Source organism: Flavobacterium sp. FlaQc-30, from assembly GCF_044005885.1.
Classification (GTDB): Bacteria; Bacteroidota; Bacteroidia; order Flavobacteriales; family Flavobacteriaceae; genus Flavobacterium.
Map to the genome: position 1 here is coordinate 41,101 of NZ_JBIPCO010000002.1, position 13,191 is coordinate 54,291.

Here is a 13,191-nt window from a genome sequence, read left to right on the forward strand (position 1 = left end):
TAGCTTCGGGATAGAGTTTAATTTTTAAGGGTTGGTTGACCAAATACTGCTGTTTTTTATAAATACTCTGCGGTTTAGTTTTAACTGTGCAACAACTAATTCTGCAATATCTTCAGACTGCATTACCTTTTCAGGATTCCCATCAGTTAAGTTCAAATCTTTTGCCATGTCTGTCGCAACAGTGCTTGGAGTTAAAGCAGTAACACGTATGTTGTGTTTGCGCATTTCCTGCATTAAAGAATCCGTTAAACCTAAAACTGCAAATTTAGAAGTACTGTATGCACTTGTTAGAGCATTACCGTTTAAACCAGCTGTTGACGAAATATTGATAATATCTCCACTTTGTCTTTCGATCATGTTTGGAATTACGGCACGTGTTGCATAATAAGTTCCCATTAAATTTACCTGAATGATTTTTTCAAAAGCAGCAGGTTCTAGATCAAGGAATTTTCCAAAAGAAGCAATTCCTGCGCTGTTGATTAAAATATCAATATGTTTAAACTCAGTTAGTGCTTTTTCAACGGCACTATTTATAGATTTAATGTCCGATACATCTGCAGAAAGAGCTAAAGATTTAACCCCTAAATCATTCGTTTCATCTGCCAATTGATCAACATCTGCTTGAGTTCTTGAAACCAGAATTACATTTACACCTTCTTTTGCCAAGGCAATTGCAATTGCTTTTCCAATTCCTTTTCCAGCTCCTGTAATAAGAGCATTTTTATTTTTTAAGCTTGTCATGATTTATTGTTTAGAAATGCCGAAAGCATCATTTTAAGTCTTACAAAAATAAAGCTTTTGTAAACTAAAATGATGCTTTCAAGTATTTTCTTAATCTAAGTTTAACAACTTTGTTATTCTTTCAAAACCATGTCTATACACATTACGGCAGCAAGAATTAATTGTCTAAGGGAACTGTCTGATGCTACATTGTCTTCAATTTGAAGCACATAATTGTCAGCACTTGTAAAAAACTCTTTACCTAAACCAGCCCATTTTTTACTTACTTGAGCAAGTTGTTTGTTTTCGTGAGAAAATTTAAAGTCCCAACCCGTCCATTTTCCTTGTAATGTCGCAACAGGTTTTTCGTTTTTATCCATGATTTCAAACTTCCCGCCAATAGAAAAGAACTTTTGTTTAAAGGTTCCTACTAATCTGTCTTTCTCATCAAAAATTTCAACTGTTGAACGAAACACAGCAATACCTCGTTTTACTGAGATTAATTTTTCTCCAGAAGCCGTTGTAATTTCAACATTAAAAGGAGTCATTCTTTTATAATCTGTGAAACGCAGCATTTTTGTGAAAAAACCAAGATTGTTCTCACGGCAATTCATAGTTATTTGATTCGTTTCAGGATTGTAAATATCATAATTATTAGCAGCTTTAAACATTCCGACATGTTCTTTTACTAAAAATAGATTTTGGCTTAAAATTGGGTTCATACGTTTATGTGAAAATTAGTTTTTAGATTTTGAACCCAAATGTAAATAAATTTTTATTAATTATATTGTTTTGAAGTCTCAACAAGACGAATAAACTCAGCTTTATAACCATCACCGTCATTTGAAACTCCTTGTTTGGCTAATTTCACGATTTCTTCTGATGATTTGTCAGCAATCAATTTAGAATCTCTTAATTTCAATCCAAACCAAGCCACAGCTGAGCTGAATTTTAAATCATCGCTCGCTTTATCTAAAGCAATCGATTTGTTATCAATAACCTGAACCATTTCAATGCTTTTATCGCCGTCAGGTTTTTTATAACGGAATTTTATTGTCGCCAGTTCGCTGCTGTAATTAGCAGAATTAGTTTCCGTTTTAGTGTATTTTAGATCATCCGGCTGAACATTTAAATAATCGCTTTTTACGCCGGCTAGAATAATTTCATACAAAGCTGTAACCGTATGATTACTTCCTAATTCTCCTGCATCAATAGCGTCATTTTTAAAATCCTCTGGACGAAGTTTTCTGTTTTCATAACCAATCAAACGATACGCCTGAACTTGTTTCGGATTAAATTCGATCTGAATTTTTACATCTTTAGCAATGGCAAACATTGAACCTTTAAATTCTTTTCCTAAAAAACGATTGGCTTCCTGAATATTATCAATATAGGCATAATTTCCGTTTCCTTTATCCGCTAAGATTTCCATTTTGCTGTCTTTGTAATTTCCCATTCCATAACCTAGACAAGTTAAGAAAACGCCAGTTTTTCTTTTCTCTTCGATTAATTTCTCCATATCAGAATTAGAAGAACTTCCCACGTTAAAATCGCCATCTGTTGCTAGAATCACGCGATTATTGCCATTTTTAATAAAATTCTCAGCTGCAATTTTATAAGCAAGTTCAATTCCTTCTCCACCAGCAGTACTTCCACCAGCTTCTAATTTTTCCAGTGCATCGATAATTGTTTTTTTCTCATCTCCAGAAGTTGGTTTCAAAACCACTCCGGCTGCTCCTGCATAAACCACAATTGCCACTTTGTCTTTTGCGCGTAATTCATTTACCAATATTTTTAAAGATTGTTTTAATAAAGGCAGTTTATTCATGTCGCTCATCGATCCCGAAACATCAATTAAGAAAACAAGATTTGAAGCTGGTAAATTATTGGTTGGAATGTTTTTTCCCTGCAAACCAATTTTCAGAATTTTGTTTTTTGAATTCCAAGGCGAGTCGCTTACTTCAGTGTTAATAGAAAATGGATGCTGATCTTTTGGCTGTGGATAATTGTATTTAAAGAAGTTTACCATTTCTTCTACACGTACAGCATCCTTTGGAACTTCTTGTCCGTTGTTCAAAAAACGTCTGATATTAGTGTAAGAAGCATTGTCAACATCAATAGAAAAGGTAGAAAGCGGAGCTGTCTTTGGGCTTTCAAAAGCATTTTCTACAAAAGTGTCATAATCTTCCTGAGTTGGTTGAGCTGGAATTGGTCTAATAATGTTTAATTTTTTGTCTAATTCTTTTTCCGAAAGATTTTTATAAAGTTCATTTTTAGTGACAATTACAACGGCTCCGTTTGCAGCTTTACTGCCATAAAGAGAGGCAGCCGATTCGTCTTTTAGAACTTTCACGTCATCAATATCATTCGGATTAATTTTTGCCATTTGATCTGCTTTTACAGGAACTCCATCAACAATATACATAGGTTCATTTTTAGGAGAAATTGATTCAACTCCACGCATAGCAGCACTTGGAGCTGCGAGATATTGGCTATTTAATGGAATTGGAACACCTGCCGACGTACCGCGAATCATCATTATGGATCCTGTTGTCATTTTCTTTTTTGTAGAGGCATAAGCTGTTGTAACAACTTCTTGCAGTTGGTTAGCACTTTCTTTCAATGTAACATTAATTACATTCGAATTTTTTACAACAACATTTTCAGTATTCATTCCAATAAAACTAAAAACGAGAATGTCTCCTTTCTCAGCTTTAATAGTATACTTTCCGTCAAAATTGGTGACAGCAGATGTTTTTGATTTTTTAATAAAGACGTTAGCGCCGGGAAGCGGAGTCGAATTTGCACCTGTTACTGTTCCCGTGATTGTTCTTTGTTGTGCTATGGTTACGAAACATATAAGCATAGCAATGGCTGATGAAATAAGTTTTAGACTTTTCATGATAGTAAGTTTTAAGAATTAATGTTCGGATTTAGCTTTGTCAAAGCTGCAGACTTTGACAAAGCTTAGAGTTATTTTTTCGGAGTAGGTCTTCCTGTTTTTGTCGTAATTATGACAACTCCTTTTTTACCTTTTTCGCCATATTTTTCTGTAGCTTCAAGGTCTTGCAAAATGGTTATTGTTTTAATGTCCTGTTTGTCTAAAGGCGCATATGGGCTTGTTGGGTTATTGCCAAATAAATCATTTTCTGAATAATAAATTCCATCGATGATGTACAAAGGTTCATCAAGAACTACAAGAGAATCTACGTTTTCTGGATTTAGATTCGGAAGCTCATCCTGCATCATTTTGTCTTTTTTGACATCATCACTATGAGCCATTGCATTTCCATTTAAAATAACCAAAGGCTTGCTTTTTTTTGCACTTTGAAATTGTTTTGCACCATAAGCGACTTTAGCCGATTCTCTGGCTTTTGAGTATCTAGCTGCTGAGACTGTTTCTTCTTTTGCAAATGCGGCATTATCTTGTTCTTCAGCATAATTTTGCTGAACTGGGGCAGCAAGTGCAGGACCTGAACCAACAGGTTCTGTATAAACTATTTTATCTGCTAAAGGCACTATTGATTGTGCATTTGGAGCAGCTTCTTCATGAATGGCAACAGCTTCTTGTCCTTTATTTTGTTTTTCTAAAATTTTAGCAGCTTCTTCATTTGAAATAAGCCCAGAACCAGAAGAAGGAATTGTGTTTTCTTGATTTAAAACAGGTTCTTTAGATTTTTGTTTTTCTTGAATCACCACTTTTGGAGATTCAGTTACTGATTTTTTATCTGAAAGAAAAAATTGAGAACCTAAAGAAATCAATAAAAGAAGAGAAGCAGCAACAGCAATTTTTTTCCACAATGCGATTGTTTTTTTATCTTCTTTTTTGTCTAATTTTTCTTCAACGCGCGACCAGACTTTTTCCATTCCAGGAAAGTCTTTAAACTCGGCATTTTGCGAAGCTTGTTTTATTTTATCTAATAATTTATCTTGATTGTCCATGACTATTTTGCTTTTTGATAATAGAGTTTATTAACCAGTTCTTTTAATTTGGTCTTTGCGGCATTCAATTGTGATTTTGAGGTGCCCTCGGAGATCTTTAGCATTTCGGCTATTTCTTTGTGTGCAAAACCTTCAATAACAAAAAGGTTAAATACTGTTTTGCAGCCGTCTGGTATATGGTTTAATAAATTAAGTAAATCTTCTTCTTCCAACGTAGTTAATTCATCTGTTGAAGGCTGCGAAATCAACTTAACATCATCTAGATACATATTGAAGTTAGTTTCTTTTCTAATAGTCGCCAAACAATGATTTACCGTTATTCTTCTGGCCCAAGCTTCAAAAGCATAGGCTTCTTTCAATTGATCCAGTTTAGTGAAAATGGTAAAGAAAGAATCTGCTAAAGCTTCTTCGATTTCTTCTTCCTTTTTTAAATATCGTTTGCAAAGGCGGTACAACTTTGGCGCCATGTATTCGTACACCTGACGCTGGGCATCACGATGCATTTTTTTACAGTTTGCTATTTGAGTCTCGTTTATCACAATTGTTGTCTTTCTTATATAGAGAGAGAAAAAGATAAAAAGGTTGGGACAGGGGTGAAAAAATATTAAAATATTTTTTTAGGGTCAAAGTTACAAAGATTCAGAGTTACAAAGGTTTTATCGTAGAGGCGCACGACAGTACGTCTAACGTCTGAGAATCCAAACTATTTTTAGTGTGCGAATTGTTTTTATATTCTTTGCGTAGACGTACTGCAGTGCGTCTTTACTGTATTGTATGGTGTAAAATTTTACTTAACTGGCAGCGTCAACTTATAAATCTTAGTTTCTAAAACTTCTGTATCATCATCTTCGCAAAGTGCTACCCTACTATAATAGTTATGAAATCAAATGTATTTAATTTTTATTAGCTGTGTTTTGGTACCATTTTTTAATTTTTATAATAGATTCTTCATCGGTTTTGGGATTACAATTTAAACCCATGTTAATTTTAGTGTTTGAGATATAGGAGTTTAAAAAAATTATTGCAAAACCACCAACCTCGCCATTGTCATTTGAAATGGTAGAGGAAAATATGTTCATATATCCACAACATTTTTCTTTAGAGCTTATAATGGAGACTAAATAAGGTACATCTTTTGGTTTTACCCAATTTTTAGGAAAATCTCCCCGTATTGTTACAAAGTTTAGCGTTGAGTCTTTGTTATATTTTTCTTTAAAAAGTGTAATAAATGATTTTGGGTTTAAATCTGCCGTACTCAAAGTCTTGAAAAATTTATTTTGAGGATCTAAATTTTTGATGCTTCCCCTTTGTACTTTGTTTATTTGAGAGTCATAGCATAAATAACCGCCAATCAAAATAGAGGAAACCATTATTAATGATATAATTATTTTTTTCATGAAAGTTCGATTACTTAACTGGCAGCGTCAACTTATAAATCTTAGTTTCTAAAACTTCTGTGTCATTATCTTCGCAAAGCAAGAATTCAATTTTATTGTTTTCTTTTTTGTAAAAAGTTAAACCTTCAAATTTATTAGTTGAAGTAATTTTTTGAGTAAAATCTATTTTCATGGTTTTCTGATCGATTCGGCCAATGAAACTTCCTAAGATTTCACCGTCATCATAAGTTGATTTAGTGTTTTCGACTGTAGAAAGAAAATAGATTTTGTCTTCGACTAAAATAGCATCAGTAAAACTGGAGCGAATACCTTTTATTTTTGGAAGTTTATAATTCACAGAAATTAAAGCAAATTCTTCACCAAGATTTTTGGCGTGAATAGTAAAAATGGTGTTTTTGTTTGAAACTCCATTGCCGCGATTAAACAAATACCAGTTTTCGCCGTCGAAAATAGAACCTTCCAGATTGAAATCTTCGGGTTTTATTTCTCCAAAGTTTTGCATTAAACCGTATAAATCGACCAAATTATTCTTTTGTAAAACAGTTTTAGATTTAAGGTCGAACTCAATCATTTTGTTTCTGTTTTCAGTAGAACCAGAGCCAAAAACATACAAAGTATCATTATGATTTGTGAGCGACTCAAAATCTGGTTTTAAGTTTTTTGGAATATTCTGTGTAGGATTGTCAATTAAAGCGTGTTGGTTTAATTTCTGATTCTGCATATTGTATTCGTATAAGAATCCGCTGTTGTCGCCAATTACATAAAGGGCATCATTATTATAAAATAATCCTGATGCTGAACCGATTCCTATAATTTGAAATAATATTTCTAATGTAAATTTTTCCATGAAATGTTTTTGTTAGAGAAGAGTAATTTGATTTTTATATTCCTCTATTTCTGATTGTTTTAATTTTAATATTTTACAAAGTTCTGAAAACGCCATTTTTTCTTTTAAATAATATGAAACGAGTTCATCCTCAACTTTTCCTAAATCATATTGATTATACAATTCAAAGTGGTATTTTTTTCTTTCTCCCGAATTTAGCGTAATAGTTATTCGATTTTCGATTCCGCTTGATAACGAAGAATCAAAACCATTTCTCGTTGGTTTACCAAAGTAATCATTATTTGAAATTTCAACTAATTTGATTTCTTCAATTTGAAATTTCTCGTTGTCTATAATTATAGCATCTTTAAAAAACTCTAAATAGCCACTAAAGGTTCCATTTAAGGCTTTAGGTTTTATTAATCCAATTGCTTTTAGTACTAATATAATAAAAGAGAATAAAAGGGCGGATTTTAGAAATGCGTCTTCAGATAATCCTTTGGCTAGAGAAAATAAATTGTTCTTAATAAAAAAAATTAAGTACAACAATATTAGCAATGAAAATAATATTGAAGTGGTACTCCAATGAAACTTTTTTGACTTTTTATAAATATTGAATCGCTGCATTTTTTCTTATCTAAAAGCTTGTTTTAAAAATAACTGTTTAGCCCTAATGGCAATTTATTAAAAAGTATTGCAATGAATAGCAAGAATTTGCTTCGTAAAATTACTATATTTATGATACAAAAAACTAAAAAAGATGAAATCAATAGACCCGAAAGATTTTAAAGTTACGGATAAAATCAAACTAAGTAAACTTCCTACTTTGTTAAATATTGATGCTGATGACGATGAAAAGGAAGAGAAATTGGATAAGGTTCAGGCAAAATTAAGCGATTTGCAAGACGTAATGTATGCTCATAATAAGTATGCGGTTTTAATTTGCCTTCAAGGAATGGATACGTCAGGAAAAGATAGTTTGATTCGGGAAGTTTTTAAAGAATTTAATCCGCGTGGAGTAGTGGTGCATAGTTTTAAAACTCCCAATTCAACAGAGCTGGAACATGATTATTTATGGCGTCATTATATTGCTTTACCCGAAAAAGGAAAGTTTGCCATTTTTAATAGAACACACTATGAGAATGTTTTGGTAACGCGCGTGCATCCCGAATATATTTTATCGGAGAATTTGCCAGATATAAAATCGATAGATGATATTACGCCTAAATTTTGGGAAAATAGAATTGAGCAGATTAATAATTTTGAAAAGCATATCGCTCAAAACGGAACTATTGTCATGAAATTCTTTTTGCACTTAAGTAAAGACGAACAAAAGAGTCGTTTATTACGCCGCTTAGAAGAAGAGAAACACCATTGGAAATTTTCTCCAGGCGATTTGAAGGAACGCGAACATTGGACAGAATATCAGCAATACTATGAAGAGGCAATAAATCAAACCTCTACAGATTATGCGCCGTGGTATGTAATTCCTGCTGACGATAAGGAAATGGCACGTTATATTGTGGCAAAAATTATTTGGGAAGAAATGCAAAAACATACTGATATTAAAGAACCAGAATTAGACGATAAAATAAAAGCTAATTTTGAAATGTATAAAAAAGCTCTAGAAAATGATTAATTAGATAATTAGATCATTTTTTTAATAATGAACCCGATAGGTCTTTAAAAACTTGTTGGGTTTATTTTTTGAAGTCACATTTTAAACAAGAATAGTTTAGTTAAGACAGCTAGATAATAATTATTTAATCCGTTTGTCAAAACACTAATGTAGTTCATCAAACTAATTTTAATAGTGATTTAGGTTTGTGCTCCTTTGCATCAAATTATAAACATTATTATCATGAACATGTACAAATTATTATTGTTGACGACAGTTTTTATTTTCGGATTAGTTTCTTCTAAGATTAATGCACAATCTCCTTTCCCTATTCATATTGGAATTAAGGGCGGATCTAATTATTCTGAGCTTCCAGTTTCAGATGGATATAAATCAAAATATGCCGTTGGTTATTTTGGCGGTGCCATGGCGCGATTTGATTTTAAGAGATTCTATATTCAGAATGAAATATTGTATAGCGAGAAATCTTCAGAAATCGAAAGAACGACTTCAACAGGGGCTAAAAATGCAAAATGGAAAAGTCTTGAAATGCCTTTACTTATTGGTTACAAAGTAATTGATCTTTCGACTTTGAATGTCAGAGTATTTGGAGGCGGGGTTTATTCTTATGTTTTAGATGAAAATTTTTCGTCATTGAACCAGTTAAAAGATTCGTATAAGAAATTTGATAAATCGAATATTGGATATCAGATTGGGGCAGGAGTTGAGGTTTGGAAATTTACTATTGATTTAACGTATCAAGGAGGATTAAATAATGTGAGTAAAGATTTCAGCTCTAAACCAAATTCGTTTAATGTGGGTGTTGGATATTTTTTCTTATAACGTCACTTTTTATCAAGCAACTCTATATACAGCAAAGAATCTTTTTGGTTCTTTGCTGTTTGTTTAAAAAATATAGGGTTAATTTTGAATATAAATTTTCTTATAAATTATTTAGATGGTTACAAATTATAAAAATAGGCATTGGATATTTTTAGTCTTTTTTTGGAGCTTATTAGGTATGACGATCTGGGCGCAAATGATCGAAGATTACGATTTTTTGACGGCTACGATTCAGGCTGTTTTGGTTTTGGTTTGTTCTGCCATTTTAGCTCATATTTTGAGTGATGTTATATTGCCCAAAGCACTAAAACAAAATAAAATGAACTGGTTTGCAGTACAAAGCGTTATTGTCGTACTGCTTTTGGCATTTTGTTTGTCATTGATTTATATTGTTTTTTCGGATTCAGTTTTGAGAAGCAAAATATATCCTGAAGAAGCAGATGTGGATTCTCTTCATTTTTTGTGGACACGATTTTACGGCAATATTCCATCAGCGATTTTAATTTGTGGTACTGCTTGCGGACTTCGATTTTATCAGGAGCATAATGTCATCGAAAGAAATCACGCGCAATTGCAGCAAATACATCTTGAAGCTCAAATCAAAATATTGCAAGATCAGATTAATCCGCATTTGATGTTTAATATCCTGAATCATATTCATATTCTAATGCAGAGTAATGTAAAATTGGCGTCTGTTTTATTGGTTCAGTTTTCGGATATTTTGCGCTATCAATTGTATGAATGCAACAAAGAATATGTGCCGCTGCATCTCGAGATTAAGTACTTGAAAGATTTAATTGCCGTTGAAGAAACTCGATGGGGAAATGAATTAGAAGTAAAAAGCAAATGGAATATAGAAGACGGGCAGCTTCAAATTGTGCCATTACTTTTGGTTCCTTTAATAGAGAATGCTTTTAAGCATGTTTCCCGGCTTCCAAACCAAAAAGGTTATGTGCATTTATCATGTGAACAAATAAACGATCAATTGAATTTTAGAATCGAAAATTCATATACAGAACAATATAAAATACCGTCTAAAAATCAAGGTTTAGGGCTTGAAAACGTCAAGAAAAGACTGTCAATCCAGTATCCAGAAAAACATCAATTTAATATCAGTAAAACCGATTCTGATTTTACGGTTACAGTGACTTTAGATTTAAAATGATTTTACTTTTGCCACAGATTATAAGGATTAAAAAGATTTTATTTTTGCCACCAATTGCACGAATTAGCACGAATTTTTAATCTGTAGAATCTTAACATATTGCTTTGTGATCTTTGCATCCTTTTTAAGACTTAAAACTTTGCGTACTTTGCGTAAACCTTTGCGCTCTTTGCGGTTAAATTTTTTGCCACAGATTATCAGATTAAAAGGATTTCAAAAAAAATCTGCTAAATCTGCGGGAAACAAAAAAACACCAAAATTTAAAAAAACTATGAACATGAAATGCCTCGTTATAGACGATGAACCTATCGCAAGAAACGGAATCGTAGACTTTATTTCTAAAATTGATTTTCTGGAAGTTATGGGAACTTGTGCTTCGGCATTAGAAGCCACTTCTTATCTTCAGGAGAAGCAAATCGATTTGATGTTTTTAGATATCAATATGCCTTACCTTACCGGATTAGAGTTTCTGGAAGCATTAGATAATCCGCCTTTAGTGATTTTTACGACAGCATATTCAGAACATGCTTTAGATGGATATCGTTTGCAAGTGGTTGATTATTTATTGAAACCTATTACATTTCAGCGTTTTTATCAGGCTTCGCTAAAAGCAAAACAATGGTATCAAATGATTCAATCTCCAAAGCAAAATCAATTGGATCCGTTTTTATATGTACGTCAGGAAGAAGGATTTCAAAAAATTTCTTGGGTTGATATTTTGTATATTGAAGGAATGCAGAATTATGCCAAACTTCATTTTAAAGATAAAGTGCTGGTAATTCATCAAACCATGATTTCATTAGAAGAAACGCTTCCTGCAGAGTTTTTCTTTAGAATTCATAAATCTTTTTTAGTAAATATCACCCACATAGATTCGGTTTCCGGCGGACGATTGTTTATAAAAGGACAAGAACTACCTATTTCAAGAACGCGCCGTGAAGCATTGTTGAAAGAGGTAGTGTATAAAAACTTATTAAGCCGATAGTATTAGAATTTCCATTTTAAAGCTACAGCTCCATAAAAAGTAGTTGTGAATCTTGGATCGGCTATGTCTTTTTCTTTAAAAATGTCTTTAATTTTTCGGCTGTTAGTCGAGAAATTTCGAACAATAGTGCTTCCTGCTGTAGGTTCTAGTGTCCAATGTTTTCCTAGTTTTACCTGAGGTCGCAATCCTGCAATAATTTGCTGATATCCTAATAACATCGATTTATTTCCAACCCTTGTTTCGGCGGTCATTCCGCTTATTTCTGCAACGGCTTTCAAATCAAAATTGTCAGACATTCTGTAACCCAACTCTAAACCTTCTGGAAACGCAACTTTAAAATGTAAAGCTCCTCTAGATTCCCAATTAAAGTAAATTCCTGGCAGAACCATCGGAACACCAAAACTATTGGTTAAAACGGGTCCCATACCAAAAGCCAAATTAGGATTGAATTGTTTGATAAAAAGAACACCACCTTGTATCAAGACATCATCTTTATTAATTTCGACCATATCGGTATAAACACCAACGGACAACATTGTTAATAAAGACCAAGAGGGTGAAAGAGAACGTAAATGTTTAATACCAATTTGTGTGTTGAGCAGTTCATTTGGAAATCCTCCTTGAAATTCTGGTGGCAGAGATTGAATTTCATAATTTTTATTCTCCATTCGAGCATAACTTCCATTAACAAAAATAGACCACAGCCTTGGATGATTGTATTGATCCATTTTTAAAGATAATGGAACTTCAAATGCGATTTGAGCGCGCTTAAAATTACTTTCAGCATTTGTTTTGGTGCTGTCCATTGGTCGAACATATTTAGAAAAGGGAACATAATCGACTTTAAATTCTCCTGAGATTCCAGATTGCGCCCTTGTGGCAACAGAAAGCAATAAAAAAAGTAAAACTTGTGATAGATAAAAAACTGTCTTGTTCATGATTTGATTAATTTTTTGCGAATTACCGCCTTCTAAATCAATCCTAAAAAATCATTTGACTAATGACACTTCTCTTTTGACCAATGGTAAAAAAAACAAAGCCCGACAGACTATGAAAACTGTCGGGCTTGTTACCAAAAACAAAATAATAAATTAAACCTTTCCTTTTATAATTTAAAACCATAAGCTAAGCGTAACGCCACTTGGTTGGTATTGAATTTGTTATAGTCTTCATAGCGAACACTAATATCAATGTACTTATTGGCGTATCCAATTCCCGGCGCCCATAAAAAAGTAGTATCGTTATAGCCATTTGTTACGGCAAAACCAGCACCTACTTCACCTAAAACATAAAATTGGTCTTCCCAGACAAAAGCTTTAAAACCAGCTTTAGCAGGGATGAATCCAAGATCTTTTACTTCAACTCCATTTTGATTTTTCATAAACAAGTTTGTAAAACCTGTAGTTAAAGTCAACGATGTTTTTTTAGATAAATCGTATTGTAAACGAACATCTCCACCAAGCGACCATCTGTAATCATTGTCAGTTGGTATTCCGCCATTCACACCAAATCCTAATCTAAAACCTTGATCGTAATTTTTTGTTTCACTGTCTTGAGCGAAAGTGGTATTGGCGTATAAAAAAGCGAAAGTCGCTATGCATAACATTTGTAATTTTCTCATGACAATTTTTTTTGAATTTTTAATATTGTAAAAGTAGGATCAAGGCCTTTGGAGCTTGTTATATAATTTTTAAA

14 protein-coding genes are annotated in these 13,191 nt (G+C 32.8%); 4 read left to right on the forward strand and 10 right to left on the reverse strand.

Annotated elements, in window-relative coordinates; genetic code table 11:
* Positions 1-24 precede the first annotated feature (24 nt).
* The 8 genes from ACHRV0_RS05500 to ACHRV0_RS05535 form a co-directional block, all read right to left on the reverse strand.
* The gene (locus tag ACHRV0_RS05500; RefSeq protein ID WP_395440156.1) at positions 25-741 is read right to left on the reverse strand and encodes a 3-ketoacyl-ACP reductase; all 717 of its coding nucleotides are present in this window, start codon (positions 739-741) and stop codon (positions 25-27) included.
* Positions 742-854: 113 nt separating this feature from the next.
* Complete coding sequence (locus ACHRV0_RS05505) at positions 855-1,442, reverse strand: LURP-one-related/scramblase family protein (RefSeq protein ID WP_129052621.1); 588 nt, start codon at positions 1,440-1,442, stop codon at positions 855-857.
* A gap of 56 nt (positions 1,443-1,498) precedes the next feature.
* On the reverse strand, positions 1,499-3,622 hold the full coding sequence (locus ACHRV0_RS05510) for a von Willebrand factor type A domain-containing protein (RefSeq protein ID WP_395440157.1): 2,124 nt from the start codon (positions 3,620-3,622) through the stop codon (positions 1,499-1,501).
* A gap of 71 nt (positions 3,623-3,693) precedes the next feature.
* Entirely contained in the window at positions 3,694-4,662 is a 969-nt protein-coding gene (locus ACHRV0_RS05515; RefSeq protein WP_395440158.1) for a hypothetical protein, read from the reverse strand.
* Between the two features lie 2 nt (positions 4,663-4,664).
* Positions 4,665-5,165 carry an RNA polymerase sigma factor gene (locus ACHRV0_RS05520; protein ID WP_089053088.1) on the reverse strand — a complete coding sequence of 167 codons (501 nt, stop codon included), beginning with the start codon at positions 5,163-5,165 and terminating at the stop codon, positions 4,665-4,667.
* 390 nt (positions 5,166-5,555) lie between these two features.
* Entirely contained in the window at positions 5,556-6,059 is a 504-nt protein-coding gene (locus tag ACHRV0_RS05525) for a hypothetical protein (protein WP_395440159.1), read from the reverse strand.
* A 10-nt stretch (positions 6,060-6,069) separates the two neighbouring features.
* Entirely contained in the window at positions 6,070-6,906 is an 837-nt protein-coding gene (locus tag ACHRV0_RS05530) for a DUF6929 family protein (protein ID WP_395440160.1), read from the reverse strand.
* Between the two features lie 12 nt (positions 6,907-6,918).
* A complete protein-coding gene (locus ACHRV0_RS05535; protein ID WP_395440161.1) occupies positions 6,919-7,512 on the reverse strand; it encodes a hypothetical protein in 594 nt (197 codons plus the stop codon).
* Positions 7,513-7,645: 133 nt separating this feature from the next.
* On the opposite strand from ACHRV0_RS05535, the gene ACHRV0_RS05540 reads away from it, so the two are divergent.
* The 4 genes from ACHRV0_RS05540 to ACHRV0_RS05555 all read left to right on the forward strand — a co-directional run bounded on the left by ACHRV0_RS05540 (position 7,646) and on the right by ACHRV0_RS05555 (position 11,496).
* A complete protein-coding gene (locus ACHRV0_RS05540) occupies positions 7,646-8,524 on the forward strand; it encodes a PPK2 family polyphosphate kinase (RefSeq protein ID WP_129022920.1) in 879 nt (292 codons plus the stop codon).
* A gap of 222 nt (positions 8,525-8,746) precedes the next feature.
* A complete protein-coding gene (locus tag ACHRV0_RS05545; protein ID WP_395440162.1) occupies positions 8,747-9,346 on the forward strand; it encodes a porin family protein in 600 nt (199 codons plus the stop codon).
* A 115-nt stretch (positions 9,347-9,461) separates the two neighbouring features.
* A complete protein-coding gene (locus ACHRV0_RS05550; protein WP_395440163.1) occupies positions 9,462-10,511 on the forward strand; it encodes a sensor histidine kinase in 1,050 nt (349 codons plus the stop codon).
* A 271-nt stretch (positions 10,512-10,782) separates the two neighbouring features.
* A complete protein-coding gene (locus ACHRV0_RS05555; RefSeq protein ID WP_395440164.1) occupies positions 10,783-11,496 on the forward strand; it encodes a LytR/AlgR family response regulator transcription factor in 714 nt (237 codons plus the stop codon).
* 2 nt (positions 11,497-11,498) lie between these two features.
* Here the strand turns inward: ACHRV0_RS05555 and ACHRV0_RS05560 are convergent, their stop codons facing one another.
* Positions 11,499-12,434: a DUF6268 family outer membrane beta-barrel protein gene (locus ACHRV0_RS05560; protein ID WP_395440165.1), complete on the reverse strand. Its 936-nt coding sequence runs from the start codon at positions 12,432-12,434 to the stop codon at positions 11,499-11,501.
* Positions 12,435-12,601: 167 nt separating this feature from the next.
* Positions 12,602-13,117 carry a hypothetical protein gene (locus tag ACHRV0_RS05565; protein WP_395440166.1) on the reverse strand — a complete coding sequence of 172 codons (516 nt, stop codon included), beginning with the start codon at positions 13,115-13,117 and terminating at the stop codon, positions 12,602-12,604.
* Positions 13,118-13,191 lie beyond the last annotated feature (74 nt).

Coding starts and splice junctions, on each gene's coding strand:
- ACHRV0_RS05535 (WP_395440161.1), bottom strand. CDS start 7,512: ATGCAGCGATTCAATATTTATAAAAAGTCAAAAAAGTTTCATTGGAGT.
- ACHRV0_RS05530 (WP_395440160.1), bottom strand. CDS start 6,906: ATGGAAAAATTTACATTAGAAATATTATTTCAAATTATAGGAATCGGT.
- ACHRV0_RS05560 (WP_395440165.1), bottom strand. CDS start 12,434: ATGAACAAGACAGTTTTTTATCTATCACAAGTTTTACTTTTTTTATTG.
- ACHRV0_RS05525 (WP_395440159.1), bottom strand. CDS start 6,059: ATGAAAAAAATAATTATATCATTAATAATGGTTTCCTCTATTTTGATT.
- ACHRV0_RS05550 (WP_395440163.1), top strand. CDS start 9,462: ATGGTTACAAATTATAAAAATAGGCATTGGATATTTTTAGTCTTTTTT.
- ACHRV0_RS05515 (WP_395440158.1), bottom strand. CDS start 4,662: ATGGACAATCAAGATAAATTATTAGATAAAATAAAACAAGCTTCGCAA.
- ACHRV0_RS05520 (WP_089053088.1), bottom strand. CDS start 5,165: ATGCATCGTGATGCCCAGCGTCAGGTGTACGAATACATGGCGCCAAAG.
- ACHRV0_RS05510 (WP_395440157.1), bottom strand. CDS start 3,622: ATGAAAAGTCTAAAACTTATTTCATCAGCCATTGCTATGCTTATATGT.
- ACHRV0_RS05505 (WP_129052621.1), bottom strand. CDS start 1,442: ATGAACCCAATTTTAAGCCAAAATCTATTTTTAGTAAAAGAACATGTC.
- ACHRV0_RS05565 (WP_395440166.1), bottom strand. CDS start 13,117: ATGAGAAAATTACAAATGTTATGCATAGCGACTTTCGCTTTTTTATAC.
- ACHRV0_RS05545 (WP_395440162.1), top strand. CDS start 8,747: ATGAACATGTACAAATTATTATTGTTGACGACAGTTTTTATTTTCGGA.
- ACHRV0_RS05500 (WP_395440156.1), bottom strand. CDS start 741: ATGACAAGCTTAAAAAATAAAAATGCTCTTATTACAGGAGCTGGAAAA.
- ACHRV0_RS05555 (WP_395440164.1), top strand. CDS start 10,783: ATGAACATGAAATGCCTCGTTATAGACGATGAACCTATCGCAAGAAAC.
- ACHRV0_RS05540 (WP_129022920.1), top strand. CDS start 7,646: ATGAAATCAATAGACCCGAAAGATTTTAAAGTTACGGATAAAATCAAA.